Consider the following 25,513-nt stretch of genomic DNA (forward strand, 5'->3'; position numbering starts at 1 on the left):
TCACATCCATGGTCAGTCTGCGCTGACCCCTTGCTGTCTGTTTCTGAATTTGCGGTTCACTAAAGGGGCGGAATCTAGCATAGCGAGGGAGTTCAGAATAGTGATCGGGATCACTGCGGAAACAAAAAACGAGCGATCCAGTGCATTAAAGCTTCATTTAACTCGCAAAATTTCAACAAAACTGAGAATACAATCAATCAGCCGACAAATTAGACCCAAAAGAGCACTTTTTGGCAATTATCTACATAGAGGTAGAGCAAGCAGAGAAGGGGGCAAACCATTACGCAAGCGTTTACCCATCCGGGCAGCCAAAACCCCTTTGTTTCGCCAAACGTTTTACACGTAATATAATTTCAAGAGGCTGATCGGACAATTTGTGTGATCGATGCCACAAAACCGATAATCAACCAAAAAAGTTGTTTTTGGCGGCCGCTAAATTCACTCCGGCAAAAAGGATAAAAGTCGTTTTTTATCAAATACTTTTAGCCACTCTTTCCCACCGCGGCCAGGGAGTGGCTGATAAGCATACAGCCCCCCCTATTGCAGGATGAGCCACATCCGTATTAATTAGGCAGGCAATGACGATGGGGCACACCCATCGCGCTTTTCTGAGCCTGAGTCGCCGGGATTTTGTAATTTTATTTCAGAACTGTCGTCTCATGCCCGCCACCCCCGAGCCAGCACCCTCCGAAGGAGAGTGCGCCCTCATAAAGAGATGATATTTGCCATGGCCGATAAATTAACCCAGCTGAAAGCCCTGACCACAGTTGTCGCCGACACCGGTGATATCGAAGCCATCAAGCGCTACCAGCCCATCGATGCCACCACCAACCCCTCTCTGGTGTTGAAGGCATCCGAGATCCCCGAATACGCGGCGCTGATCGAAGACGCCATCAACTGGGCCAAAGCCCAGAGCCAGGACAAGGCACAGCAAATCATCGACGCGGGCGACAAGCTGGCGGTCAACATCGGCCTGGAAGTGCTGAAAATCGTCCCGGGCCGCATCTCCACCGAAGTGGATGCCCGTCTCTCCTTTGATACCCAGGCCAGCATCGCCAAGGCCCGCAAACTGATCCGTCTCTACAACGAAGCCGGTATCAGCAACGATCGTATCCTGATCAAGCTGGCCTCCACCTGGGAAGGCATCCGTGCCGCCGAGGTGCTGGAGAAAGAGGGCATCCAGTGCAACCTGACCCTGCTGTTCTCCTTCGCCCAGGCCCGTGCCTGTGCCGAAGCCGGCGCCTTCCTGATCTCCCCGTTCGTCGGTCGCATCCTCGACTGGTACAAGGCCAAACACAACCGTGACTACACCGCCAGCGAAGATCCGGGCGTGGTTTCCGTCACCTCCATCTACGACTACTACAAGCAGCACGACTACCCGACCGTGGTCATGGGCGCCAGCTTCCGCAACACTGGCGAGATCCTGGAACTGGCCGGCTGCGACCGTCTGACCATTGGCCCGGCCCTGCTGGAAGAGCTGAGCAAAACCGAAGGCGCCGTGGTACGCAAGCTGAACTACACCGGCGAGCGCAAAGCCAAACCGGCTCCGATGACCGAAGCCGAATTCCGCTGGGAACTGAACCAGGACGCCATGGCCCACGAGAAGCTGGGCGAAGGCATCCGCATGTTTGCCATCGACCAGGGAAAGCTGGAAACCATGCTGGCCAGCCGCCTCTGATGAGAGCCGTCATGAGCCGATGAAAACCGGGTTCCCGCAAGGGAACCCGGTTTTTTTATGGGCGCCGGACCCTTGTCATGTGTTCGTCACGAAAACGTTTTATTTTCAATGCCGTTATGTTATACGGATGGTGAAAACGAGAATAACCAAGGAGGGAGCCATGGAAATGTTCAACTTCGAATATGACGATGTAGTTGAGCTCGGTTCACGTAGCCGCGGGACAACGGGAAAGAAACGTAAATGGCGTGAGATTGAGGCGTTGAAAGACAAGCACCGCCTGCAGAAGGAGCTGCAATCCATCGACATCGCCTACGAAGGTCTCTCAGACGAGATCGAACTGTAAAAACAAGGCCCCGGTTAACCGGGGCCTTGTTTTTTAAGAGAGTGTCACCCCTCAGGAAGAGAGCGGCAGCGACAGGCGCTTGGCCAGTGCCTGAAAGTGCTGGCTGATCTCGGGCCCGAACAGCGGATCCCCGATGGCGCGGTTCTGCCAGATCTGTTCGAGGTGACGCCAGTCATCCTCGGTCAGCGAGTCGCGCAGATGGGGGAAGATAACCCCCTCCTCGTAGTTCATGTGCGCCTCCTGCAGCGCCACGAACTGCTCCAGCTTGGCGGTAAACTGATCGAGCGGGATCACCGCATCCATCAGGATCATCTCCACCATCTCCTTGAGTTCGGCGCCGGCCTCCAGCAACTTGGCATGCTCAGCCTGCAGCCGGTTGGCGACGTCCCCCTCCACTACCCGGTACTTGAGGTAGTAGTCATAAATGATGTCTTCCTTCGGATGGTGATACTTGTCCGACACCTCCCTCAGGTAATCCACCACATCGCGGATCAGGAAATAGCTGACCCGCTGTTCGTCGCGAATGGCGGCGAGCTTGTGTTTGAGCAGATCCAGCAACCTGGCGATGTTGAGATGGTCCTTGTGCAGACTGGCTAGCATGGGCACTCCTTGCGCTGAAATGAGACGATCCTGTTTCGAGTATACGGTCATTTATCGCGCCAACTTTGCACTCAATCAAGTCATCTGCAGACAAAACAGCGGGTAACGCACAATGCTGCCCCCCTGTTCATCCCCCCACTCGCCAGCCGCCAAGCCCCTCACTCGCAGACCGAGTGCCAGTTGATGGGGCTCATCCCCTGCTGACTCAGCAGCCGGTTGGTTTCGGAGAAGTGGCCGCAGCCGATGAAACCGCGATGAGCAGAGAGCGGGCTGGGATGCGGCGCGCTCAGCACGTGATGCCGCTGCCTGTCGATGAAGCGACCCTTTTTCTGGGCATGGGCCCCCCACAGCAGGAAGACCACTCCCTGACAGCTGGCATTGATCTGCTCGATGACCCGGTCGGTGAAGGTCTCCCAGCCCAGATGGGCATGGGAGTGGGCCTGACCCGCCTGGACTGTCAGCACGGTATTGAGCAGCAGCACCCCCTGTCTGGCCCAGGACTCCAGAAAGCCGTGACTGGGTGTGACAAAACCCGGCAGATCCCGCTGCATCTCCTTGTAGATGTTGACCAGCGAGGGCGGCGTGCGCACGCCGGGCAATACCGAGAAGCAGAGGCCGTGTGCCTGATTGGGGCCGTGATAGGGATCCTGACCCAGGATCACCACCTTGACCTGATCCAGCTCGGTCAGCTTGAAGGCATTGAACACGTCGGTCGCCGGCGGATAGATCACCTTGCCCGCCTCCCGCTCACTCCTGACGGTCGCCAAGGTCGCCTTGAAATAGTCCTGCTCCTTCTCGGAGCCAATCACATCAGTCCAGGTCTGCACCCCAATCTCCTCATTGAATCTGTCCGGATGGACGCCCTGTTACCCCGTGCAGGATCACACCGCCTGATGCGGGTCGGCGCGCCACCATCCTCGATGAATACGGCGGGTTTTGCGGCATGCGGCCTGGCCCATGCCGGGCCATGCGAGCCAGCACGCCGCCATCCTCGCTGAATGCGGCAGAACATGGTGCTGGGCCCAGTGCTGGCGTCACCATGCCCCTATTAATGCGGCAAGGCGCTCAGGATAGGGGGCCAGCCTCCGGGACGCAACCTTGGCCCCCTCTTCCGAGTCCCCTCTCCCCCGAATGGCAGCTGCATGGCAACGGTATGACAAGCTCCCGCTCACCCAGCTCTCCCTGCCACTGTGGGCAGCGGGGTCACCTTGACCGTGGCAATCGGCGGCTCGGCTAAGACAGCCTTATGCCAAGGCAACCTTATATAGATGTGTGAGCACCAGGGAGGGCAAACCTGGCCCCGCCACCTTCACCGCAGGCTTGGCCCCGATGCCCCCACAGAGAAGATGAGGTCGGCTCATCCATGACACAAACCTTAAAACATGTAGTTAAATTACTAGATTTAATTAATAGAAGATGCATAATTCAGATATCTTACATAATCAGAAAAATGACCTCTTTTTGATTAATCTCAATAATTTAATCCCTTCCAGCTCGCGCAAACAGCCCATTTTTTGATTTAGATCAATTTTCGTAATATTACCATCGTGGTATATATGACCCAACAAAGTAAAGGTGTAAGGCAAGGGCCCTTTAAATCATCCCGGTGGTTTAAATACATCAGGGTAATTTCCTTACAGTTGAATCCGCTTTCCTATGAGGAGTCATACCATGATCAAGGGCATCCAAATCACCCAGTCTGCCAACGCCGCTCTGCTGAACTCGTTCTGGCTGCTGGACGAAGAGAAGCAACAGGCTCGTTGCATCTGCGCCAAAGGCGACACCTTCGCCGCCGATCAGGAAGTCAGCGTCTCTGACCTGGGCCAGTTCGAATACCGTGAACTGCCGGTACAAGCCGAGCCGGCTGTCGAAGGTGGCCAGCACCTGAACGTCAACGTCCTGCGTCGCGAGACCCTGGAAGACGCCATCGCCAACCCGGAAAAGTACCCGCAGCTGACCATCCGTGTCTCCGGCTACGCCGTGCGCTTCAACGCACTGACCCCGGAACAGCAGCGCGACGTGGTGACCCGTACCTTCACCCAGAGCCTGTAAATCGCTCTGCACCAACCGGTATCATGAAAAACGGCCCAAACGGGCCGTTTTTTTATGGCTTGAATTCACCTACTCGCGTTGGCGGCCCTTGCTCGACAGGCGGGCATCGGCAGCTCAATGCTGATCCAGCTTGACGGCTTGTGGCGGGTTGCTCAGCGCCTCGTGCATCTGCTGCTCATCGAGCTGATCGCAGTAACGGGCCACCACCAGGGTTGCCACCCCGTTGCCGATGAGGTTGGTCAGGGCGCGGGCCTCCGACATGAAGCGATCGATGCCGAGGATCAACGCCAGCCCGGCCAACGGCAGGTGGCCCACCGCCGAGATGGTGGCCGCCAGCACGATGAAGCCACTGCCGGTCACCCCGGCTGCGCCCTTCGAGGAGATAAGCAGCACCACCAGCAAGGTGATCTGCTGGAACAGATCGAGCGGGGTGTTGGTGGCCTGGGCGATGAAGATGGCCGCCATGGTCAGATAGATGGAGGTGCCGTCCAGGTTGAAGGAGTAACCGGTCGGGATCACCAGCCCCACCACCGACTTCTTGCAGCCGAGCGCCTCCATCTTCACCAGCATGCGCGGCAATACGGATTCAGAAGAGGAAGTTCCCAGCACGATCAGCAGCTCTTCCCGGATATAGGAAATAAAGCGCAGGATGCTGAAGCCATTCGCTCTGGCAATACTTCCCAGCACCAGGAAAATAAACAGCAGGCAGGTCATGTAGAAGCAGGCAATTAATTGTCCGAGCTGAACCAGCGAGCCGATACCATATTTTCCGATGGTAAAGGCCATTGCGCCAAATGCCCCAACCGGTGCCAGCCGCATGATCATGTTGATGATCCCGAAAATAACCTGGGAGAAGCTGTCGATGACATTGAATATCACTTTGCCCTTCTCGCCGATATGGTGCAGGGAGAAGCCGAACAACACCGCAAATAACAGCACCTGCAGAATGTTGCCGCTGGCGAAGGCGCCGATCACGCTGCCCGGGATCACGTCCAGCAGGAAGGGGATGATGCCCTGTGCCTTGGCCTGCTCGGCGTAGGCGGAGATGGCGCTGGCGCTGGCGTCCAGCGTGGCGGGGTCTACGTTCATGCCCGCCCCCGGTTGCAGCAGGTTGACCACGCACAGCCCGATGATGAGGGCAATGGTGCTGACCACTTCAAAATAGAGCAGCGCGATGGCGCCGGTTTTACCCACCGCTTTCATGCTCTCCATGCCGGCAATACCGGTCACCACCGTGCAGAATATAACCGGGGCGATGATCATTTTGATTAATTTAACGAAACCATCCCCCAGCGGTTTCATGTCCGCACCGAGGTCGGGATATATATGTCCCAGAATGACCCCGAGGGTGATCGCTAACAACACCTGAAAGTACAGGCTGCTGACTATTCTTTTCTGCATTCTTAACGTCCTGTCAATTTAATGAGATGTGTCATGGCAGAAATACGCATGCAGCAATCCGTGACGAAATAGTGTTATTTCGCCCAGTTCGTGCCGTTCCCTCATCACAACAGGGGCTACTTTCCCATGTTAAAAAAAGCAATTAATAGACATCAATCACACAACAGATTTAACAACATTAACACCACGGAAACCTGGCTGTATTTACTCTGTGATTGATTTATGCTGGCCAGAGAAATAAAAACAGACCGCAAACAAAAATGCCCCGCAGTGCGGGGCATTTTTATTGGGCAAGCAAAGCCGGACTTAGTTGGAAGTATCGAGCGGCTCGAAACCCTTGATGAGATCGTCGATGGCCTTCATCTGCTTGAGGAAGCCTTCCAGCTTCTCCAGCGGCAGCGCGCTCGGACCGTCGCAACGGGCAATCTTGGGGTCCGGGTGGGACTCAATGAACAGACCGGCCAGACCGACCGCCATGCCGGCACGGGCCAGCTCGGTCACCTGCTCGCGGCGACCGCCGGAGGCAGCGCCCATGGGATCGCGGCACTGCAGGGAGTGGGTCACGTCGAAGATGACCGGGTAGCCGCCGGTGCTCTTCTTCATCACCCCCAGCCCCAGCATGTCCACCACCAGGTTGTCATACCCGAAGTTGGCACCGCGTTCACACAGGATCAGACGGTCGTTGCCGCACTCCTCGAACTTGTCGGTGATGTTCTTCATCTGGCTTGGGCTCAGGAACTGCGGCTTCTTGATGTTGATGACGTTGCCGGTGCGGGCCATGGCCTCCACCAGATCGGTCTGGCGCGCCAGGAAGGCGGGCAGCTGGATGACATCGACCACCTCGGCCACCGGCTTGGCCTGATGGGGCTCGTGCAGATCGGAGATGACCGGCATGCCGAAGGTCGCTTTCAGCTCCTGGAAGATCTTCATCCCCTCTTCCAGACCCGGACCGCGGTAGGAGTGGATGGAGGAGCGGTTGGCCTTGTCCCAGCTCGCCTTGAACACGAACGGGATACCCAGCTTGGAGGTCACTTCCACGTACTTCTCGCACACCGCCATCGCCATGTCGCGCGATTCCAGCACGTTCATACCGCCGAACAACACGAACGGTTTGTCGTTGGCGACGTCGATGCCATTGACCTTGATATTCTTCTGTTCCATCTCAGGCTTCCTTAGGTAAAAGGGCTTGCAGGGCTTGAATCCACATCCGGCCGCGCTGCCCAGGGCAGCGCGGCCTCGATACTCGTCTGTTGCATCTCCCAGGCCTTGCATGCAACGGCATGGGACTCTTCATTCGGCCAGGGCCTCGCCATGCAGCGGGGCCGTTACCCGCCCCTCAATGGAGGGGCTTGGGGCTCAGATCCAGCGCAGCCAGCTGGGCCTTGAGCACGTCGGCCACCGGATCGTCCGGGCACTGTTCAATAAAGTATTCAAAATCGTCGGCGGCAAAACGCGGGCAGTCGAGCTGCTCGTAGATGAAGCCGCGATCCCGCGTCTCCAGCGGGTCGCCGGGCTTCATCCGCAGCAGCAGTTCGCTGCAGCGCAGCGCCTCGGTCATCCGGTCTTCCCGCAGCAGGGCGCCCTTGCTGACGTTGAGCAGCCGCTCGATGATCTCCCACTGGCCGGCAGGCTGCAGGTGATCCGAGCTGAGGGTGGCCAGATTGCCGAGGGCCCCGCGCAGCAGCAGCTCGATGTGGTGCAGGCTCAGCTCGTCGCCGGTGAAGGGGTCTACATAAACCTCCCCCTCGCTGCCGGCGAAGCTCACCAGGAAGTGGCCGGGGAAGCAGATCCCCTCCACATCCAGCCCGAGCTTGCGCCCCAGCTGAATGATGAGGATACCAAGGCTGACCGGGATGCCCTGCTTGCGGGCCAAGACCTGGGCCAGATCGCAGTTGGCCACCGAGAAGTAGTCCTGCCAGTCGCCATGAAACCCTAAGGTCTGGTAGAAGCCCTGCAGCAGCTGGCGGCGCACCTGGTCGCAATCCCCCTCCTCGATGGCCTCGTCCAGCCAGGCGTCGAGCCGTGCCAGCTCCGCCGTCCCGCGGCCGCTGATGCCATGGATCTCGTCACTCACCGACAGCGCCAGCTCGGCGATGTCATGGGCTTCGAAATCGGTCCATTCGTCTACGCGTATCATCGTCATCATCCTTAACCGAACAGGCTGGCCTGCTTGTAGACGGCCAGCTTGGCGATGAAGAAGACCCAGCCGAGGGCTCCCAGAAACGCAAACCAGCGGATGCCGTTACTGCGGGCCAGGCGCAGTGCCATCATGGCCAGAAAGGCCACCACCAGGATGGCGGTCAGCTTTTCGCTGAGCCAGGGGGTGGCGTTGTTGAGCGGGTTGAGATCCAGCACCATGCACAGCAGCACGCCGGAGAGTACCACCAGACCGTTGAGCCAGCCGCTCAACCTGAGGGTACGGGTGCTGGTGGCGCGGCTCGAGCCGGTCTGCAGCCAATAGAAGCGCAACATGAACATCAGCACGGCCAAGCCTATCAGCAGCAGGTGCAGATGTTTGATAGCAAAATACATAACGTGTCCTTGAACAAAGGCAGGCCCGGCCTGCCCGTCATCATCACTGAGCCAGCCGCCCCAGGGTCACCCGCTCGTTATCGCCGTAATCGCGCACGGTTTCCACCTGAAGGTAGCCCTGTTGCAGCAGGAGTTGACGCACCGCCTCTCCCTGTTGCCAGCCATGCTCCAGCAACAGCCAGCCACCCGGCAGCAGATGGGCCGGCGCGCCCGCCACGATCAGCCGGATATCCGCCAGCCCCTGCTCGTCCGCCACCAGGGCGGAGCGGGGCTCGAAGCGCACGTCCCCCTCATCGAGATGGGGATCCGCCCCGTCGATGTAGGGCGGGTTGGAGACGATCATCGCAAAGCGCGGCGCCTTGCTTGACGAGGAGTCGACCAGCGGCTCAAACCAGCTACCGTCGCGCACCTCGATGGGCAGACCGAGGGCGGCGCTGTTGGCACGGGCCAGGGCTGCCGCTGCCGGCATCCTGTCCACCGCCCATACATCGGCATCCGGTCGCTCCGACTTGAGCGCCAGTGCAATGGCGCCAGTGCCGGTGCCCAGATCCAGCACGGCGCTGGGGCCTGCTGGCAGCCGCGCCAGCGCCTGCTCGACCAGCACCTCGGTATCGGGGCGCGGGATCAGGGTGGCCGGGCTCACCTTGAGCGGCAGCGACCAGAACTCCCGCTCGCCAATCAGGTGGGCGATGGGTTCGCCATTGAGACGGCGTTCGAGCCAGCCCTGCAGGGTCGCCTGCTGGGCGGCATCGAGCTCGCGCTCCGGCCAGGTCATCAGGTAGCTGCGCCGGCACTCCAGCAGATGGCAGAGCAGCGCATCGGCATCGGCGCGGGGGGATTCCCCCCCTGCCAGGGTCGCCATGATGTGGGCGCGAGCCTGCTGGATCTGCATCAGTTGCTCTCGGCCAGGGAGGCGAGCTGATCGGCCTGGTACTCCTGGATCATCGGGCTGATGACGCAGTCCAGATCCCCTTCCATGATCTCGCCGAGGCGATAGAGGGTGAGGTTGATGCGGTGCTCGGAGAGGCGCCCCTGCGGGTAGTTGTAGGTGCGGATGCGCTCGGAGCGATCCCCCGATCCCACCAGGTTGCGGCGGGTGCTCTGCTCGGCGGCGCGGTGGCGCTCATCCTCGGCCGCCTGCAGACGGGCGGAAAGCACCGACATCGCCTTGGCGCGGTTCTTGTGCTGAGAGCGCTCATCCTGGCACTCCACCACCAGGCCGGTGGGCAGGTGGGTGATGCGGATGGCGGAGTCGGTCTTGTTGACGTGCTGACCACCGGCCCCGGAGGCGCGGAAGGTGTCGATCTTCAGCTCCGAGGGGTTGATCTCGATCTGCTCGGCTTCCGGCACTTCCGGCAGCACGGCGACGGTACAGGCGGAGGTGTGCACCCGCCCCTGGGATTCGGTTTCCGGCACCCGCTGCACCCGGTGACCACCGGATTCAAACTTGAGGCGACCGTAGACGTGCTCGCCCTCCACCTTGGCGATCACCTCCTTGTAGCCGCCGTGCTCGCCGTCGTTGCAGCTGACGATGGAAACCCGCCAGCCCTGGCGCTCGGCGTAGCGCGAATACATGCGAAACAGATCGCCCGCAAAGATCGCCGCCTCGTCACCGCCGGCACCGGCGCGGATCTCCAAGTAGCAGTTGTTGTCATCCTTGGGGTCGCGCGGCAGCAGCATCACCTGCAGCGCCTGCTCCTGCTCCTCGAAGGTCGCCTTGGCCAGCGGCAGCTCCTCCTGCGCCATCTCGCGCAGGTCGGCATCATCCTCTTCCAGCATCTGGCGGGTGGCGTCCAGGTTCTCTTCGGCCTGGCGGAATTGCTGGAAAGCGTGAACGATATCTTCCAGCTGGGCATATTCCCGGGTCAGGGCGCGATAGCGATCCTGATCCGCGGCCACGTCCGGCTCGCCGAGCATGGCCTGTACTTCTTCGTGGCGCTCGATGAGGCCTTCCAGCTTTCTGATCAGTGACGGGTTCATAAATCTTGTGTTCTCGATGGAGGACGGGACGACCGGCTGGTCGCCCCAAAACTATGACTCTTGTGACAACCCCAGCACCTGGCGCAACTGGGCCAGCTGGTGGTGATCCCCCTGGGCCGCGGCATGGCGCAGGGCCTGGGTCGGTGCGTGGATCAACTTGTTGGTGAGGCGGTGGGCCAGCGCCTTGAGCGCCTGCTCGGCATTCTCGCCCTGCTGCAGGGCCAGCAGGGCGCGCTGCAGCTCTTCGTCGGCCACCTGTTGGGACTGGTGGCGGTAATCGCGGATGAGATCCACCGAGTGCTGGCTGCGATACCAGCCCATGAAGTCGTCGCGCTCTTCCTGCACGATGAGCTCGGCCTCGGCGGCGGCCCGTTTGCGGGTCTCGAGATTCTGCTCGATGATGCCCTGCAGGTCATCCACCGTGTAGAGATAGGCGTCCGAGAGCTCGTCCACCTCCGCCTCGATGTCGCGGGGCACGGCGATATCCACCAGGAACATGGGCTTGAAGCGGCGGGCCTTGAGCGCGCGCTCCACCATGCCCTTGCCGATGATGGGCAGGGGGCTCGCGGTAGAGCTGATGACGATGTCCGCCTCGTGCAGGTAGTCCGGGATCTCTTCGAGCGTCATCACCTGGGCGCCGAACTCCTCGGCCAGCAGCTGGGCCCGCTGCAGGGTGCGGTTCGCCACCATCATCTGGGTGACGTTCTGCTCGCGCAGGTGGCGGGCCACCAGTTCTATGGTCTCGCCGGCACCGACCAGCAGCACCTTGGTCTGGGAGAGATCGGAGAAGATCCGCCGCCCCAGGCTCACCGCGGCAAAGGCCACCGACACCGCACTGGCGCCGATCTCGGTATCGGTACGCACCCGCTTGGCCACCGAGAAGGATTTCTGGAACAGCCGCTCCAGCGATCCCTTCACCGCCTCGGACTGCTGGGCATGGGCGTAGGATTGCTTGATCTGCCCCAGGATCTGCGGCTCCCCCAGCACCAGGGAGTCGAGCCCGCAGGCCACCCGCATCAGGTGGCGAACCGCCTCCTCGTCCTGATGCTGGTAGATGGCGGAGACCACCTCGGCCGCATCCAGACCGTGGAAACGCTGCAGCCACTGCAACACCTGCTCGCCCTGCCCCTGCGCCAGGCTGCAGTAAAGCTCGGTGCGATTGCAGGTCGAGACGATCACCGCCTCGCTTACACCGGGTTGGGCGACCAGCTCACGCAAGGCGCGATCGATGCAGTCCGGGCCGAAGGCGACCCGCTCCCGCAAGGCGACACTGGCGGTGTTGTGGTTGATTCCGAGGGCAAGCAAACTCATGAGTGGGCGTGGATCGTATCTGTGCGCTGGGAGTAAAGGCTGCCAATTGTACGAGAAAGGGTAAGTCTTTAAAAGCAATACGGCCGCCCCGTATACTGTGGCAAATCACCTTTTCCGGAGCATGACCTTGTTGTTGCGTCTTTTCACCCTTGGCTGCCTGCTGTTGCTGGCCGGTTGCGCCACTACCCAACCCCAGCGTGATCAGGTCAACTGGCAGCAGGAACGTACCCGCCTCGAGCAGCTCAGCCACTGGCAGCTGTCGGGCAAGATGGCCATCATCACCGCCCAACAGAAGGGCAGCGCCCGGGTCAACTGGCAGCAGGACGGCGACGACTACCGCCTCAACCTCACCAGCCTGATCGGCACTCACATCCTCGAGCTCTCCCGCAGCAAGGGCGAGATCACCCTGATCGACAACGAGGGCAACCCGCACCAGAGCCAGGATGCCGAGGCGCTCATCTATCAGCTCACCGGCTGGAACATTCCGGTGGCCGGGCTGCCGGAGTGGATCAAGGGCCTGCCGGGCCAGGCCGAATTCGAGCTCAACCCAGACCGCAGTCTGGCCAGCGTGCGAGACGGTCAGTGGCAGATCGTCTATGGCGACTACCGGGATCAGGACGGCTACCGCCTGCCGCACCTGCTCACCATGACCGGCCAGGGCAGTCGCCTCAAGCTGCAGATCAACCAGTGGACCATAACCCGCTGATGGCGGCCATCGACAAGGACTCCCCCATGAGCGCCATGCGCTGGCCGGCTCCGGCTAAACTGAATCTCTTTTTGCACGTCAACGGCCGTCGCCCGGACGGCTACCACGAGCTGCAGACCCTGTTCATCTTCCTCAACCACGGCGACTGGCTCGAGTTCGAGCCGCTCACCGATACCGACTTGCTCACCCTGAGCCCGGCCATTCCCGGCGTGCCCGACGAGCAGAACCTGATCATCCGTGCCGCCCGCCTGCTGCAGGCAAAACTGCCAAGCCCGCAGGGAGCCCATATCCGGCTGGAGAAGGTGCTGCCCATGGGCGGCGGCATCGGCGGCGGCTCATCGGACGCCGCCACCACCCTGGTTGCCCTCAACCACCTGTGGCAAGCCGGCTTGAGTGAGGACGAACTGGCCGAGCTCGGCGTGCAGCTGGGCGCCGACGTACCGGTGTTCGTGCGCGGCAAGGCCGCCTTTGCCGAGGGGGTCGGTGAGCGGTTGCAGCCGGTCGAACTGCCGAGTGCCTGGTATCTGGTGCTCAAGCCCGATTGCCATGTGGCGACCGCCGCCGTGTTCCAGGATCCGGACCTGCCCAGAGATACCCCGAAAATGGCATTGCACAATCTGCTGGAAGGGGAGTGGAAAAACGATTGCGAATTGCTGGTGAAAAAGCGCCACCCCGAGGTTGCCAATGCGCTCGGCTGGTTGCTAGAATACGCGCCGTCAAGAATGACGGGCACAGGAGCCTGCGTCTTTGCTCAGTTTGAAGACGAAGTGGCTGCTCGGGAAGTGTTGGCAAAAGTGCCGAAAGGATGGGATGGGTTTGTCGCCAAGGGCGAGAACATATCACCACTCTTCGCTGCATTGCAACAAGTCAGTGATTGGGGTATCGCCAAGCGGTAAGGCAGCGGGTTTTGATCTCGCCATTCCTAGGTTCGAATCCTAGTACCCCAGCCATCTCCTGAACATCGAACAGGGTATATCGATTCACCTGCCGCAGCAGTCTTGCCGGGAGTGCACACTCCCCCTCGCCGGTTGCAGCACCCATCGTTACCCTCTCGTTGTCGGGAGGTCACTGGTCATCATGGATGACGGGGCGTCGACCAGCACGACGCTCAACCGACTTGCCGCATGCAACGTGGGCACCTGGCCTGAAAGCAGCCTATAGTGGTCTGACCCGTCAACTTGATAAATCGTTTGCCCCAAAACGATAAGGGTCTGAATAAGACTCCCCACATACTGGATGCAACCCCGAGGTTTCAAACCGTGCCTGACATGAAGCTGTTTGCTGGTAACGCAACGCCGGAACTAGCCCAGAAGATCGCAGATCGCCTGTTTATCAAACTCGGCAATGCTGCCGTAGGTCGCTTTAGCGACGGCGAGATCAGCGTACAGATCAACGAGAATGTACGTGGTGGCGATATCTTCATCATTCAATCCACCTGTGCCCCGACCAACGACAATTTGATGGAATTGATCGTGATGGTGGATGCTCTGCGTCGTGCTTCAGCTGGCCGTATTACTGCCGTTATCCCCTACTTTGGTTATGCCCGTCAGGACCGCCGCGTCCGCTCCGCCCGTGTTCCCATCACCGCCAAGGTCGTCGCCGACTTCCTCTCCAGCGTCGGTGTGGATCGCGTGCTGACCGTTGACCTGCATGCCGAACAAATCCAAGGCTTCTTCGACGTCCCGGTCGACAACGTGTTCGGCAGCCCGGTGCTGCTGGAAGACATGAAGTCCAAGAACCTCGAATCCCCCGTGGTGGTGTCGCCGGACATCGGCGGCGTGGTACGTGCCCGTGCCATCGCCAAGCTGCTGGACGATACCGACATCGCCATCATCGACAAGCGTCGTCCCCGCCCGAACGTCTCCCAGGTCATGCACCTGATCGGTGACGTGGCCGGCCGCGACTGTATCATCGTCGACGACATGATCGACACCGGCGGCACCCTGTGCAAAGCCGCAGAAGCCCTGAAAGAGCGCGGCGCCAAGCGTGTATTCGCCTATGCCACTCACCCGGTCTTCTCCGGTTCCGCCGTGGAGAACATCAAGAACTCCGTGATCGACGAACTGATCATCACCGACTCCATCCCGCTCACCGCGGAGATGAAGGCGGTCGACAAGGTCAAGCAGCTGACGCTCTCTTCCGTGCTGGCCGAAGCCATTCGCCGCATCAGCAACGAAGAGTCCATCTCTGCCATGTTTGAGCATTGATAGACCCTGTTGTGACAAAAACCGCCAGCTGGCGGTTTTTGTCTTTTTAGTCCCAGTTACACCCGGTACTGCCCTGCCCCGTCGCAGGTTAAGGATTGTTCCATGAATCGCTTGCGCCCGCTGCTGCTCCTTGCCTTGTGCAGCTTCCTGTTCGCCTGTCAGCCCGGCAATGAAGGCCAGCCCTTCGTGCTGACCCTGGCTCACATGAACGACACTCACTCCCAGTTTGACCCGGTCAACGCCGAGCTGAAGGGGCCCATCTTTGGCAAGCAGGGGGAGACCGACACCCTCTACACCCGCTTCGGCGGCTATCCGCGCCTGCTCACCATGGCGAAATCCTTCCAGGCCGATGCGCTGGCCAAGAACCAGCCGATCCTGCTGCTGCACGGCGGCGATGCCTGGCAGGGCAGCGGCTACTTCAAGCTCAACGAAGGGATGGCCAACGCCGAGCTGTTGAGCCAGTTCGGCCTCGACGCCATGGCCCTTGGCAATCACGAGTTCGATCTCGACAACCAGAAGCTCGCCCGCTTCATCCAGGGAGTCAACTTCCCGGTACTGGCCGCCAACCTGGATACCCGCGACGATCCGGATCTGCGCCATGCCACCAATCTCAAGCCGTTCGTCATCTACGCCTTCGACGGCAACCAGAAGAGCCCGGTCAGCGATCTCAACAACCTGCCCCAGGGCAAACAGCTGGTCGCCGTGATGGGGCTGGTGCTGGAGGACATGACCAACATCTCCCCCAACGTCGGCAAACTACGCTTTGGCAACGAAATCACCTCGGCCCAGGCGACGGTGGACCTGCTGCGCCAGCACGGCATCAACCAGATCGTGGCGCTCACCCACATCGGCAATCAGCGGGATCTGGCGCTGGCGGCCAAGGTGAACGGCATTGACGCCATCGTCGGCGGCCACTCCCACAGCCTGCTCGGCGATTTTCGCAACATCGGCTGGGGCAACACCGGCGAGTACGCGGCGCTTGTCACCAACCCGGACGGGGTCGGCATGACCTGCGTGGTGCAGGCCGGCTCCTATGCCCAGGCCATCGGACTGGCTCAGGTGAGCTTCGATGCCCAGGGCCGGGTCATCGCCTGCAAGGGCCAGAACCAGCTGCTGGCCAGCCGCGATTTCTTCGCCGATCCCGCTCGCAAGCAGGCACTGGACGAACCCCGCAGCAAGCAGGCAGCCAAGTTCATCGACGCCCAGCCCAACCTGGTGACCGTGGATGAGGATCCCCGCCTGCGCGGCATCATCGACAGCCACTACAAGCCCGCCCTCGAGCAGGCCTTCGGCCCCGTCATCGCCACCCTGCCGGCCGCCCTGCAAAATGCCCGTCGCCCCGGTGACAACGGCAGCGACAGCCATGGCTCCGACGTCGCCCCGCTGGTGGCCGAGGGTCAGTACTACTGGGCCAATACCCCGGCGGTGCAGGCGCTGACCGGCGGCCCGGTCCACTTCGCCCTGCTGGCGGTGGGCGGCGTGCGCGCCGATCTGCCGGCTGGCGAACTGCGTGAAGGGGATGCGGCGCTCACCCTGCTGCCGTTCAAGAACCAGCTCTCGGTGCTCACCCTGACCGGCGCCGACGTGCGCGCCCTCTTGACCGAGACCATCACCGCCACCCTGCCCGCCAGCGCCCACGCCGGCAAGTTCCCCTACGGCGGTCACCTGCGCTACACCTTCACCGAAACCACGCCGGGCAAGCGCGGCGCTCTGACCCAGCTGCAGTGGCAAGACGCTGACGGCCAGTGGCAGGATCTGGTGGATGCGACGCGCTACCGGGTGGTGATGAACGCCTACAGCGCCAACGGCAACGACGGCTGGCAGGCGCTGGCCCGCGCCCAGGCCCAACATGCCGAGCGCCAGGATCTCGCCTGGCAGGATGGCAAATTGACGGCGTTCCCGGTCGAGCGGGTGGAGCAGAGCGGCGATCAGCTCAGCGCCCGCTACACCGCCGGCCATCAGCTTGACTGCAAGGCGAGCGGCATGGATTGCGGCACCGACGCCGCCTCCTTCGTGCAATATGTGCGCGAACAGCGCCCGACCCTGACGGCGCTGGCGGAAGAGACCGTCACCCTGGTGCGGGCCGCCCAATAAGTCGGCTCTGCCACCGGCAAGCCACACCACGGGCCCCACGCTGGGGCCCGTTTTGCTGCCGTTGGCCGCCTGTTCTCCCGCTTTTCCCCGTCGCTGGCCGAGCTTTGGTTGAGTGATCGCCAGTCGGCGGCTAGAATATTGCGTCCCATTGCCCTGGGCAGTCGGCCCATTGCAAGCAGCGAGTGAAGAAATCAAGCGTGACAAGCCAAATCAAACTGATCGTGGGTCTGGGCAATCCCGGCCCGGAATATGCCAAGACCCGCCACAACGCCGGGGCCTGGTATGTGGAGCAACTGGCACGCTGGCACAACGTCAGCCTGCGCGAAGAGCCCAAGTTCTTCGGCCACACCGCCCGCATCCAGGTGGATGGCCAGGATGTGCGCCTGCTCATCCCGAACACCTACATGAACCTCTCCGGCAAGGCGGTGGCCGCGCTGGCCCGCTTCTACCAGATCGAGCCGGAAGCCATGCTGGTGGCCCACGATGAGCTGGACCTGCCCCCCGGCATCGCCAAATTCAAGCAGGGCGGCGGCCACGGTGGCCACAACGGCCTCAAGGACATCATTGCCAGGATGGGCAACAACAATAATTTTTTCCGGCTGCGGCTGGGGATAGGTCACCCGGGCGCCAAGGAGCTGGTCGCCGGTTTCGTGCTGACCAAGGCCCCCAGCAGCGAACAGAGCCTGATCGAGGCCGCACTGGACGAGTCCCTGCGCGCCACCGACATTCTGTTCAAGCAGGACATGACCAAGGCCATGAACCGGCTGCACAGCTTCAAGGCCGAGAAAGTCTGAACACAGAAGCCTGGTTAACTGCCAGGCGTGAACAACACGACGGGTTGCCCGCGCGGCCCTCAACAGCATCCATCAAGTAAGGTAACAATCCATGGGTTTTAAATGCGGTATCGTGGGCCTGCCCAATGTAGGCAAATCCACCCTGTTCAACGCGCTGACCAAGGCCGGCATCGAAGCCGCCAACTTCCCGTTCTGCACCATCGAGCCGAACACCGGCGTGGTACCGATGCCGGATCCCCGCCTCGATCAGCTGGCGGCCATCATCAATCCGCAGCGCGTTGTGCCGACCACCATGGAATTCGTGGACATCGCCGGCCTGGTGGCCGGTGCCTCCAAGGGCGAGGGCCTCGGCAACCAGTTCCTGGCCAACATCCGTGAAACCGAGGCCATCGGTCACGTGGTGCGCTGCTTTGACGACGAGAACATCGTCCACGTCGCCGGCAAGGTCTCCCCGGCCGACGACATCGAGGTGATCAACACCGAGCTGGCCCTCTCCGACCTGGATGCCTGCGAGCGCGCCATCAACCGCCAGTCCAAGCGCGCCAAGGGCGGTGACAAGGATGCCAAGCTGGAAGTGGAAGTGCTGGAGAAGATCAAGGTGGCACTGGAAAACGGCCAGATGATCCGCGGCATGAAGCTGGACAAGGATGAGCTGGCCGCCGTCAGTCACCTCAACTTCCTGACCCTCAAACCCACCATGTACATCGCCAACGTGGCGGAAGATGGCTTCGAGAACAACCCCTACCTCGACAAGGTGCGCGAAATCGCCGCCGCCGAGAACGCGGTTGTGGTGGTCGTCTGCTGCGCCATCGAGGCTGACATCGCCGAGCTGGACGATGCCGACCGCGCCGAGTTCATGGCTGACCTTGGCATCGAAGAGCCGGGCCTGAACCGGGTGATCCGCTCAGGCTACGAGCTGCTCAAGCTGCAGACCTACTTCACCGCCGGCGTGAAAGAGGTGCGTGCCTGGACCATCCCGGTCGGTGCCACCGCTCCGCAGGCGGCCGGCAAGATCCACACCGACTTCGAAAAAGGCTTTATTCGTGCCCAAACCATCGCCTTCGAAGACTTTATCACCTACAAGGGTGAGCAAGGTGCCAAGGAAGCGGGCAAGATGCGCGCCGAAGGGAAAGAGTACATCGTCAAAGATGGCGACATCATGAACTTCCTGTTCAACGTCTAATCCCATGAGAGGCCAGCATTTGCTGGCCTCTTTTTTAACTGGCCAAATCTCGTATCTGCTGGCAAATGTCGTAAAAAAAACCAGATTGTTGGGCTTTTGCACGACAGCGACCAATAACTCGCCAAACGCACCCAAATTCGGTTTTTCAAACAAAAAAAGGGTTGACGCCCCAGAGCCAGATACGCATAATTCGGCCCGCACAGTGACGAGGCAACGAGGCACTGGAAGCAAGGTTGGCTATGTAGCTCAGTTGGTTAGAGCATCGCACTCATAATGCGGGGGTCACAGGTTCGAATCCCGTCATAGCCACCATATCTAGTTGGGGTATCGCCAAGCGGTAAGGCAGCGGGTTTTGATCTCGCCATCCCTAGGTTCGAATCCTAGTACCCCAGCCATTTTTCAAAGATGTTTGATAGAATCTGTCAGGCATCGCTGTTGGGGCATCGCCAAGCGGTAAGGCAGCGGGTTTTGATCTCGCCATACCTAGGTTCGAATCCTAGTGCCCCAGCCATTTTTAAAAGATGTTTGATAGTCTCTGTCAGGCATCGCTGTTGGGGTATCGCCAAGCGGTAAGGCAGCGGGTTTTGATCTCGCCATCCCTAGGTTCGAATCCTAGTACCCCAGCCATTATTCTGTTCTCTTCCACACCGTGGTTGACAACAAACGGCTATGTAGCTCAGTTGGTTAGAGCATCGCACTCATAATGCGGGGGTCACAGGTTCGAATCCCGTCATAGCCACCATTTTTGAAAACGTTCCTTCAATCATCTGATTGCAAAGAACACTGTTGGGGCATCGCCAAGCGGTAAGGCAGCGGGTTTTGATCTCGCCATACCTAGGTTCGAATCCTAGTGCCCCAGCCATTTTTGCTTGTATTCGACGCGAGTCGTGCACAAGACGGCTATGTAGCTCAGTTGGTTAGAGCATCGCACTCATAATGCGGGGGTCACAGGTTCGAATCCCGTCATAGCCACCATTACTCCTGCGGAAGTGGCGAAATTGGTAGACGCACCAGATTTAGGTTCTGGCGCCCTAGGCGTGAGAGTTCGAGTCTCTCCTTCCGCACCATCAAAAGCAGTACCAAACAGACCAGCTCAGGCTGGTTTTTTTGTATCCGGCGTTTGCCACTCTTCTTCCCCTCCCCATGCCGTCACACGCCGGCAATCCCTCCCATGTATCAAAGGCTACGGTATCAACGGCTGCGTCTTGTGCTCTCCTCTACGACGGCGCTGATGCCTGGCCTTTCGCTTCACACCACCCTTTGCATCTCACAGAGCACAGCGGGCAATAAAAAGGCGGCCCGCTGGCCGCCATGTCGTTTGCTGTCGTCAGAACGGGAAGAACCAGGGGATGGCGATGACGCTCACCACCATCACCAGCAGGGTGAAGGGGACGCCGATACGCACGAAATCCACGAACCGGTAGTTGCCGGGCCCGAGCACCAGGGTGTTGACCGGTGAGGAGACCGGCGTCATGAAGGCCGCCGAGGCCGCGATGGCGATGGTCATGGCGAACGGATAGGGGGAGATCCCCATCTGCTGCGCCGTACCCAGCGCAATCGGCGCCATCAGCACCGCCGTCGCGGTGTTGGAGATGAACAGCCCTATGATGGCGCACAGGGCGAACAGGCTGGCCAGCATTACCCGCGGCCCCATCTCCCCCACCGCCGAGATCAGCGCACCGACGATGAGATCCACCCCGCCGGTCTTTTGCAGCGCCAGCGCGAAGGGCAGCATGCCGACGATGAGGATCAGGGTCGGCCAGTGGATGGACTTGTAGGCGCTCTCCATGTCGATGCAGCGGAATTTGCCCATCAGCAGGCAGGCGATCAGCGCCGCGATCACGTTGGGCACCGGATCGGTCACCATCAGGGCGATCATCACCCCGAGGCAGATGAGGGCATGAATGGCCTGGCTGCGGGCCGGCGCCATCTCGTCCACCTCGGCCGGCAGCCCCAGCAGCAGAAAGTCGCGGCTATGGGTCTGCAGCAGGCGGATCAGGCTCCAGTTGCCCACCACCAGCAGGGTATCCCCCAGTTGCAGCGCCTCGTCCACCAGCTTGCCGCCAAGCGCCTCGCCGGCGCGGCGAATGCCCACCACGTTGAGCCCATAGTGGGAGCGAAACGCCACCTCGCGGATGCTCTTGCCGAGCAGGCGGGATTCGGGGATGAGCGACACCTCTGCCATGCCCACCTCCCGCGCCTGATCAGAAAAATATTCGCCGCGCAGGATCATGGGCTCGAGCCGCGCCTCGCTGCAGAACTCACGCACGTCCACCTCGGGGTCGGACATGTCGATGAGCAGCACATCCTTGGCCTGGAACTCGGTCACCCCGGAGACGGTGACCATCACCCGCCGAAACTTGCGCCAGCGCTCCACCCCGATGACGTTGGCACCGTAGCGGGCCCGCAGTTGCAGCTCGTCCAGGGTCTGGCCGATCAACGGTGAATCTGGCCGGATCGCCAGCCGGCGCGCCCGACCGGCCAGCCGGTAGTCGCGAATGAGATCGCGCATGGTGCTGCGCCCGATCTGCTTGCTCTTGCCCTCTTCCCCTTCACGCACCAGGGAGGTGCGCATCAGAAGCATGTAGAGGATCCCCATCCCCAGGATGATGACCCCCATGGGGGTGAAGCCGAAGAAGCCGAAACCGTGGATGTTATGGCGCATCAGCTCGCTGTTGACCACCATGTTGGGCGGCGTCGCCACCAGCGTCATCATGCCGCTGATGAGGCCGGCAAAGCCGAGTGGCATCATCAGCCGGCCGGCCGGGATCCCCATCCGGTTCGCCACGCTCAGCACCACCGGAATGAAGATGGCCACCACCCCGGTGCTGCTCATCACGGCCCCCAGCAGGGCGACTGCCACCATCAGCAGTACCAGCAGGCGAGTCTCGCTGCTGCCAGCCACCTTCACCAACGCATCCCCCACCTGATAGGCAATGCCGGTGCGCACCAGCCCCTCCCCCACCACGAACAGGGCGGCAATCAGGATGACGTTGGGATCGCTGAACCCCGCCAGCGCCTCCGGCAGGGTCAGGGTGCCGCTCAGCACGAACAATATGATGATCAGCAAGGCAACCACGTCCATGCGGACCTTGTTGCTCACAAACAGATAAATGGCGCCCACCAGCATGCAGAGGACCCAGACCAACTCGGAATTCACACTTGCTCCTTTTGTTCAGCTCCACCCCGGCCGGAGCGGATTCCATCAGACCACAGCTCATTTCTCCCCGATTTGTTACATATCAATAAAGGGGCAGGGCATCATCGCATATCAGGGCGCCATCGGGGGCCTAAAGTTACCCCTGCTGTTTGCCCATTCTTTGAGGTGGCTCGGCCCGGGTCGGACAAAAGTCCTGCCAGCCTCCCCCCATCGCCCATAGAATAGGCCCGGTTCACGCCCCCAATTTTCAAAGGAAACGAAAATGAGCATATTCGAGTGGTTCAGCATCAATCACACCCTGGTGACCATACCGCTGGGCGGTGGTTACGCCATGTCGTGGATTGAAGCCGTCGGCACCCTGTTCGGGCTGGCCTGCATCTGGTGCGCCAGTCAGGAGAAGACCATCAACTACCTGTTCGGGCTCATCAACGTCAGCCTGTTCGCCATCATCTTCTTCCAGATCCAGCTCTACGGCCTGTTGCTGCTGCAGCTGTTCTTCTTCTGCGCCAACCTCTATGGCTGGTACGCCTGGACCCGCCCGGCCAACGCCCAGGGGGATACCCTGCAGATCCGCTGGCTCAGCAAGTCCAAACTCATCGCCACCGCCGCCGTGAGCGTGCTGGCCATCGCCCTGCTGACCCTCTATATCGACCCTGTGTTCGCCACCCTGGCCCGCACCTCGGTCGCCCTGCTCAACCTGTTTGGCGCCAATCTCGCCACCCCTGAGCCCTCCCCCGATGCCTTCCCCTTCTGGGATGCCAGCATGACAGTGCTCTCCGTGGTGGCCCAGATCCTGATGACCCGCAAGTACGTGGAAAACTGGATCCTCTGGGTGGTCATCAACATCATCAGCATCGGCGTCTATGCCGCTCAGGGGGTCTATGCCATGTCCCTTGAGTACCTGATCCTGCTGTTTATCGCCGCCAACGGCACTCGCCTGTGGATGGTCAGCGCCAAGCGCCCGCAACAGGAAGCGATCGCATGAGCCTGCTGCCCCATCTGCAATGCCGCCCGGACCAGGTAGCCGAACGGGTGGTGCTGTGCGGCGACCCGGCCCGGGTCGACCGCATCGCCAGCCAGCTCGACGGGTGTGACGTGCTGGGCCAGCACCGGGAGTTTCGCCTGATCAACGGCCACTACCGGGGGCTGCCCGTCACGGTGTGCAGCACCGGCATTGGCGGCACCTCCGCCGTCATCGCGCTGGAGGAGCTGGTGCAGGCGGGCGCCCGCTCGCTCATCCGGGTCGGCTCCGCCGGCGCCCTGCAGCATGAGATCGCGCTGGGGGATCTCATCGTGGTGGAGGGAGCGGTGCGCAGCGAAGGCGCCTCGCTGGCCTACCTGCCCCCCGAGTACCCCGCCTGCGCCGATATCCGCCTGCAAGCTGCCCTGCTCGCCCATCTCGGCACCAGCGGCCAGCCTCACTGGCACGGGCTGGTGCGCTCCCACGACAGCTTCTACCGGGATGACGAGCAGGAAATCTGTCGCTACTGGCACGCCCGTGGCGTGCTCGGGGCGGACATGGAGACCGCCTCCCTGCTCGCCGTGGGGCGCCTGCGCAAGGTGCGGGTGGCCGCCGTGCTCTGCAACGTGGTGGCCTTCGAGCAGGACGTGCAAGCGGGGGTGAGCGACTACGCAGCCAGCGAAGCCGCCATGATGACCGGCGAGCGGCTGGCCATCGCCGCCGCCCTCCACGCCCTGACGCAATAGACCGGGTCTGCCGGGGCCGCAACGGCCCCGGCAAAACGTTAAGCCCGGCACATTCAGAGGCGCCGGGGCTGGCATCCCGCCGGCGCTCTTGCTAGCCTCATGGCCCTCGTCAAGCCGGGCCTTCACCATGCAGCAACAACCCTATCCGCTCGGTCGCTTTCACGCCGAGCTTGCCGCACTCGAACCGCGCTTTGCCGCGGCGCTGGCAGACTGCACCCTGTTTTCGCGCCGCTATCTGCCCGGTGAATCCATCATGCGCCAAGGGGAGTTGTGCGAGCAGCTCTATCTGGTGGCCCAGGGCAGGATTTCCCTCAACAGCGCGGTGCACTCAGGGCGGTTGTTTCAACTCGGCGAAATCGAGTGCCATAGCCAGATCTTCGGCGAGATGGAGTTCTTCAGCGCCACCCCGGTGCAGTGGAGCGTGGTGGCCGAGACCGAGCTGGACGCCGGCGTCATCTGCGCCAACAAGCTGGCCAAACGGCTGCTGGCCGAGCCCGAGCTGACCCTCTTCTTCGCCGCGGCGCTCGCCAGCGACTACCTGGATACCCTGGACATCACCACCAGCCGGCTGCTGCACCCCATCGCCTACAACATCGCCTTCGAGCTGTGGCGCGAGCGCCAGCGCACCCCCATGCTCGGCTCGCGCAAGCGGGCCCACGAGGCGGCGCGCTTTGGTACCACCGAGCGGGTCTATCGGCGCGCCCTCAAGGAGCTGATCGAACAGGGCATAGTCGCCGACGGCAGCGACGGCCCGGTCATCGCCGATCTGGCCAGGCTGCGCGCCTACCTCGACCTTTGATTTCCATTCACCCCATTTCGATTCACCCTGTCAGGAGAGTGCCATGTCTACCTATCCCGAGTTCACCTTCTTCAGCCGCTTCGTCGCCGACATCCAGGCCGGCCGCAAGACCATCACCATCCGCGACGAGAGCGAGGCCAACTGGCAACCCGGCCAGCGTCTGGCCCTGTTCACCAACCCGGAGCACCAGCCCTTTGGCACCATAGAGGTGCTCTCGGTCACGGCGGTCGCCTTCGATGAGCTCAATGACGAGCACGCCCGCCAGGAGAACATGACCCTCCCCGAGCTCAAACAGGTGATCCGCGACATCTACCCCAAGCTGCCGCCGCTCTATGTCATTGAATTCAAACTGCTTGCCTGAGCTGGATTTGGTCTTTGCCGAGCGATGTGTTAATAGTGTCCTCTTTTGAATCAGGGAGGTGACCCGAGTGTTTGAGATAGCGAGCCTGCGAGAGGGCATGATGCACGGGGTCGAGCTGTTCCAGCTGCTGCTGGAGATCATCTCCATCGCCTGTGTGGTGATAGGGCTGGGCAAGACCCTCTGGCTGGCGGCGCGGGTGCGGGATCATGAACCCGGCTTTCCCCACATCCGGCTCTGTTTCGGCAGCTGGCTCATTCTGGCGCTGGAGTTCCAGCTCGCCGCCGACATCCTGGCCACCACGGTGGCGCCAAGCAAAGAGGAGCTGATCCGTCTCGCCATCATCGCGGTGATCCGCACCTTCCTGAACTACTTCCTCGGCAAGGAGCTGGAAGCACAAGCGGAACGCCAACAAGACAAGGCAGAGCGCCAGCAGGAGCAGCGCAGCGAGCAGGCCAAGGCGGCCCAGTAGCCCGTTTCCTTGCACTGCATCAGCAATAAGTACCCGCCATCCCGACCACAACCATGGCTCGGGATGGCCCAGTTGTGACCCTCCCCTCACTTTTGGCAATCAGCCAACTATGGAACCCTTTTCAAGCCTTCCCCCG

Annotated in this window: 24 protein-coding genes and 9 tRNA genes; 23 read left to right on the forward strand and 10 right to left on the reverse strand. The window is 61.1% G+C overall.

Annotation, left to right across the window (positions count from 1 at the left end; genetic code table 11):
* The first annotated feature begins 727 nt into the window (after positions 1-727).
* The gene (gene tal / locus OKC44_RS13080) at positions 728-1,678 is read left to right on the forward strand and encodes a transaldolase (protein ID WP_016351598.1); all 951 of its coding nucleotides are present in this window, start codon (positions 728-730) and stop codon (positions 1,676-1,678) included.
* A 160-nt stretch (positions 1,679-1,838) separates the two neighbouring features.
* Entirely contained in the window at positions 1,839-2,021 is a 183-nt protein-coding gene (locus OKC44_RS13085) for a DUF3545 family protein (RefSeq protein ID WP_016351599.1), read from the forward strand.
* 51 nt (positions 2,022-2,072) lie between these two features.
* Here OKC44_RS13085 and OKC44_RS13090 read toward each other — a convergent pair whose 3' ends face one another.
* Both OKC44_RS13090 and ung read right to left on the reverse strand, forming a co-directional pair.
* The gene (locus OKC44_RS13090; RefSeq protein WP_011706927.1) at positions 2,073-2,621 is read right to left on the reverse strand and encodes a hemerythrin domain-containing protein; all 549 of its coding nucleotides are present in this window, start codon (positions 2,619-2,621) and stop codon (positions 2,073-2,075) included.
* Between the two features lie 158 nt (positions 2,622-2,779).
* Positions 2,780-3,448, reverse strand: a complete 669-nt coding sequence (gene ung, locus OKC44_RS13095) for a uracil-DNA glycosylase (protein ID WP_016351600.1) — start codon at positions 3,446-3,448, stop codon at positions 2,780-2,782.
* An 844-nt stretch (positions 3,449-4,292) separates the two neighbouring features.
* On the opposite strand from ung, the gene grcA reads away from it, so the two are divergent.
* Positions 4,293-4,673 carry an autonomous glycyl radical cofactor GrcA gene (grcA, locus tag OKC44_RS13100; protein ID WP_011706929.1) on the forward strand — a complete coding sequence of 127 codons (381 nt, stop codon included), beginning with the start codon at positions 4,293-4,295 and terminating at the stop codon, positions 4,671-4,673.
* Between the two features lie 114 nt (positions 4,674-4,787).
* On the opposite strand, the gene OKC44_RS13105 is transcribed toward grcA, so the two are convergent.
* From OKC44_RS13105 to hemA, 7 genes are all read right to left on the reverse strand, one after another.
* On the reverse strand, positions 4,788-6,074 hold the full coding sequence (locus tag OKC44_RS13105) for a dicarboxylate/amino acid:cation symporter (RefSeq protein ID WP_270813289.1): 1,287 nt from the start codon (positions 6,072-6,074) through the stop codon (positions 4,788-4,790).
* A 306-nt stretch (positions 6,075-6,380) separates the two neighbouring features.
* Complete coding sequence (kdsA, locus tag OKC44_RS13110) at positions 6,381-7,235, reverse strand: 3-deoxy-8-phosphooctulonate synthase (protein ID WP_106553115.1); 855 nt, start codon at positions 7,233-7,235, stop codon at positions 6,381-6,383.
* A 175-nt stretch (positions 7,236-7,410) separates the two neighbouring features.
* Entirely contained in the window at positions 7,411-8,211 is an 801-nt protein-coding gene (locus OKC44_RS13115) for a SirB1 family protein (protein ID WP_010633228.1), read from the reverse strand.
* An 11-nt stretch (positions 8,212-8,222) separates the two neighbouring features.
* The gene (locus OKC44_RS13120) at positions 8,223-8,606 is read right to left on the reverse strand and encodes a SirB2 family protein (RefSeq protein ID WP_270813292.1); all 384 of its coding nucleotides are present in this window, start codon (positions 8,604-8,606) and stop codon (positions 8,223-8,225) included.
* 43 nt (positions 8,607-8,649) lie between these two features.
* Entirely contained in the window at positions 8,650-9,498 is an 849-nt protein-coding gene (prmC, locus tag OKC44_RS13125; protein ID WP_270813293.1) for a peptide chain release factor N(5)-glutamine methyltransferase, read from the reverse strand.
* On the reverse strand, positions 9,498-10,586 hold the full coding sequence (prfA, locus tag OKC44_RS13130; protein WP_011706935.1) for a peptide chain release factor 1: 1,089 nt from the start codon (positions 10,584-10,586) through the stop codon (positions 9,498-9,500). The genes prmC and prfA overlap by 1 nt, the downstream gene beginning before the upstream one ends.
* 51 nt (positions 10,587-10,637) lie before the next feature.
* Positions 10,638-11,897 (reverse strand): glutamyl-tRNA reductase, encoded by a 1,260-nt coding sequence (gene hemA / locus OKC44_RS13135; protein WP_016351604.1) that lies wholly within the window; start codon positions 11,895-11,897, stop codon positions 10,638-10,640.
* 121 nt (positions 11,898-12,018) lie between these two features.
* Here hemA and lolB point away from each other — a divergent pair, with 121 nt between their 5' ends.
* The 15 genes from lolB (at position 12,019) to OKC44_RS13210 (ending at position 19,948) form a co-directional block, all read left to right on the forward strand.
* On the forward strand, positions 12,019-12,603 hold the full coding sequence (lolB, locus tag OKC44_RS13140) for a lipoprotein insertase outer membrane protein LolB (protein WP_011706937.1): 585 nt from the start codon (positions 12,019-12,021) through the stop codon (positions 12,601-12,603).
* A 26-nt stretch (positions 12,604-12,629) separates the two neighbouring features.
* Positions 12,630-13,499, forward strand: coding sequence for a 4-(cytidine 5'-diphospho)-2-C-methyl-D-erythritol kinase (gene ispE / locus OKC44_RS13145; RefSeq protein WP_024945933.1), 870 nt, complete (start codon positions 12,630-12,632; stop codon positions 13,497-13,499).
* Positions 13,479-13,553, forward strand: a tRNA-Gln gene (locus OKC44_RS13150). The genes ispE and OKC44_RS13150 overlap by 21 nt, the downstream gene beginning before the upstream one ends.
* 309 nt (positions 13,554-13,862) lie before the next feature.
* Positions 13,863-14,810, forward strand: a complete 948-nt coding sequence (locus OKC44_RS13155) for a ribose-phosphate pyrophosphokinase (RefSeq protein WP_005298464.1) — start codon at positions 13,863-13,865, stop codon at positions 14,808-14,810.
* 102 nt (positions 14,811-14,912) lie between these two features.
* Positions 14,913-16,904, forward strand: coding sequence for a bifunctional metallophosphatase/5'-nucleotidase (locus OKC44_RS13160; RefSeq protein ID WP_270813296.1), 1,992 nt, complete (start codon positions 14,913-14,915; stop codon positions 16,902-16,904).
* Between the two features lie 197 nt (positions 16,905-17,101).
* A complete protein-coding gene (pth, locus tag OKC44_RS13165) occupies positions 17,102-17,698 on the forward strand; it encodes an aminoacyl-tRNA hydrolase (protein WP_010673844.1) in 597 nt (198 codons plus the stop codon).
* A 91-nt stretch (positions 17,699-17,789) separates the two neighbouring features.
* Positions 17,790-18,881 carry a redox-regulated ATPase YchF gene (gene ychF / locus OKC44_RS13170; RefSeq protein WP_016351608.1) on the forward strand — a complete coding sequence of 364 codons (1,092 nt, stop codon included), beginning with the start codon at positions 17,790-17,792 and terminating at the stop codon, positions 18,879-18,881.
* A 235-nt stretch (positions 18,882-19,116) separates the two neighbouring features.
* Positions 19,117-19,193: transfer RNA gene (locus OKC44_RS13175), tRNA-Met, on the forward strand.
* A gap of 8 nt (positions 19,194-19,201) precedes the next feature.
* Positions 19,202-19,276, forward strand: a tRNA-Gln gene (locus OKC44_RS13180).
* Between the two features lie 41 nt (positions 19,277-19,317).
* Positions 19,318-19,392 (forward strand) — tRNA-Gln (locus OKC44_RS13185).
* Between the two features lie 41 nt (positions 19,393-19,433).
* Positions 19,434-19,508, forward strand: a tRNA-Gln gene (locus tag OKC44_RS13190).
* A gap of 38 nt (positions 19,509-19,546) precedes the next feature.
* Positions 19,547-19,623 (forward strand) — tRNA-Met (locus OKC44_RS13195).
* 45 nt (positions 19,624-19,668) lie between these two features.
* Positions 19,669-19,743 (forward strand) — tRNA-Gln (locus OKC44_RS13200).
* Positions 19,744-19,779: 36 nt separating this feature from the next.
* A tRNA-Met gene (locus OKC44_RS13205) sits at positions 19,780-19,856 on the forward strand.
* Between the two features lie 8 nt (positions 19,857-19,864).
* Positions 19,865-19,948: transfer RNA gene (locus OKC44_RS13210), tRNA-Leu, on the forward strand.
* Between the two features lie 260 nt (positions 19,949-20,208).
* Here the strand turns inward: OKC44_RS13210 and OKC44_RS13215 are convergent.
* A complete protein-coding gene (locus tag OKC44_RS13215; protein WP_041218664.1) occupies positions 20,209-22,041 on the reverse strand; it encodes an SLC13 family permease in 1,833 nt (610 codons plus the stop codon).
* A gap of 262 nt (positions 22,042-22,303) precedes the next feature.
* Here OKC44_RS13215 and pnuC point away from each other — a divergent pair, with 262 nt between their 5' ends.
* The 5 genes from pnuC to OKC44_RS13240 all read left to right on the forward strand — a co-directional run bounded on the left by pnuC (position 22,304) and on the right by OKC44_RS13240 (position 25,377).
* Positions 22,304-23,026, forward strand: coding sequence for a nicotinamide riboside transporter PnuC (gene pnuC / locus OKC44_RS13220; RefSeq protein WP_024945930.1), 723 nt, complete (start codon positions 22,304-22,306; stop codon positions 23,024-23,026).
* Entirely contained in the window at positions 23,023-23,748 is a 726-nt protein-coding gene (locus OKC44_RS13225; protein WP_270813299.1) for a nucleoside phosphorylase, read from the forward strand. Before pnuC ends, OKC44_RS13225 begins: the two co-directional genes overlap by 4 nt.
* Before the next feature lie 127 nt (positions 23,749-23,875).
* On the forward strand, positions 23,876-24,547 hold the full coding sequence (locus OKC44_RS13230; protein WP_270813301.1) for a Crp/Fnr family transcriptional regulator: 672 nt from the start codon (positions 23,876-23,878) through the stop codon (positions 24,545-24,547).
* Between the two features lie 43 nt (positions 24,548-24,590).
* Positions 24,591-24,908 carry a N(4)-acetylcytidine aminohydrolase gene (gene yqfB / locus OKC44_RS13235; protein ID WP_270813303.1) on the forward strand — a complete coding sequence of 106 codons (318 nt, stop codon included), beginning with the start codon at positions 24,591-24,593 and terminating at the stop codon, positions 24,906-24,908.
* A gap of 67 nt (positions 24,909-24,975) precedes the next feature.
* Entirely contained in the window at positions 24,976-25,377 is a 402-nt protein-coding gene (locus tag OKC44_RS13240) for a DUF1622 domain-containing protein (protein ID WP_016351614.1), read from the forward strand.
* The last annotated feature ends 136 nt before the right edge of the window (positions 25,378-25,513 follow it).

Source organism: Aeromonas sp. S41-2, from assembly GCF_027705845.1.
GTDB classification, from domain to species: Bacteria; Pseudomonadota; Gammaproteobacteria; order Enterobacterales; family Aeromonadaceae; genus Aeromonas; species Aeromonas hydrophila.

Coding starts and splice junctions, on each gene's coding strand:
- tal (WP_016351598.1), top strand. CDS start 728: ATGGCCGATAAATTAACCCAGCTGAAAGCCCTGACCACAGTTGTCGCC.
- OKC44_RS13085 (WP_016351599.1), top strand. CDS start 1,839: ATGGAAATGTTCAACTTCGAATATGACGATGTAGTTGAGCTCGGTTCA.
- OKC44_RS13090 (WP_011706927.1), bottom strand. CDS start 2,621: ATGCTAGCCAGTCTGCACAAGGACCATCTCAACATCGCCAGGTTGCTG.
- grcA (WP_011706929.1), top strand. CDS start 4,293: ATGATCAAGGGCATCCAAATCACCCAGTCTGCCAACGCCGCTCTGCTG.
- OKC44_RS13105 (WP_270813289.1), bottom strand. CDS start 6,074: ATGCAGAAAAGAATAGTCAGCAGCCTGTACTTTCAGGTGTTGTTAGCG.
- kdsA (WP_106553115.1), bottom strand. CDS start 7,235: ATGGAACAGAAGAATATCAAGGTCAATGGCATCGACGTCGCCAACGAC.
- OKC44_RS13115 (WP_010633228.1), bottom strand. CDS start 8,211: ATGATACGCGTAGACGAATGGACCGATTTCGAAGCCCATGACATCGCC.
- OKC44_RS13120 (WP_270813292.1), bottom strand. CDS start 8,606: ATGTATTTTGCTATCAAACATCTGCACCTGCTGCTGATAGGCTTGGCC.
- prmC (WP_270813293.1), bottom strand. CDS start 9,498: ATGCAGATCCAGCAGGCTCGCGCCCACATCATGGCGACCCTGGCAGGG.
- prfA (WP_011706935.1), bottom strand. CDS start 10,586: ATGAACCCGTCACTGATCAGAAAGCTGGAAGGCCTCATCGAGCGCCAC.
- hemA (WP_016351604.1), bottom strand. CDS start 11,897: ATGAGTTTGCTTGCCCTCGGAATCAACCACAACACCGCCAGTGTCGCC.
- lolB (WP_011706937.1), top strand. CDS start 12,019: ATGACCTTGTTGTTGCGTCTTTTCACCCTTGGCTGCCTGCTGTTGCTG.
- ispE (WP_024945933.1), top strand. CDS start 12,630: ATGAGCGCCATGCGCTGGCCGGCTCCGGCTAAACTGAATCTCTTTTTG.
- OKC44_RS13160 (WP_270813296.1), top strand. CDS start 14,913: ATGAATCGCTTGCGCCCGCTGCTGCTCCTTGCCTTGTGCAGCTTCCTG.
- ychF (WP_016351608.1), top strand. CDS start 17,790: ATGGGTTTTAAATGCGGTATCGTGGGCCTGCCCAATGTAGGCAAATCC.
- pnuC (WP_024945930.1), top strand. CDS start 22,304: ATGAGCATATTCGAGTGGTTCAGCATCAATCACACCCTGGTGACCATA.
- OKC44_RS13225 (WP_270813299.1), top strand. CDS start 23,023: ATGAGCCTGCTGCCCCATCTGCAATGCCGCCCGGACCAGGTAGCCGAA.
- OKC44_RS13230 (WP_270813301.1), top strand. CDS start 23,876: ATGCAGCAACAACCCTATCCGCTCGGTCGCTTTCACGCCGAGCTTGCC.
- yqfB (WP_270813303.1), top strand. CDS start 24,591: ATGTCTACCTATCCCGAGTTCACCTTCTTCAGCCGCTTCGTCGCCGAC.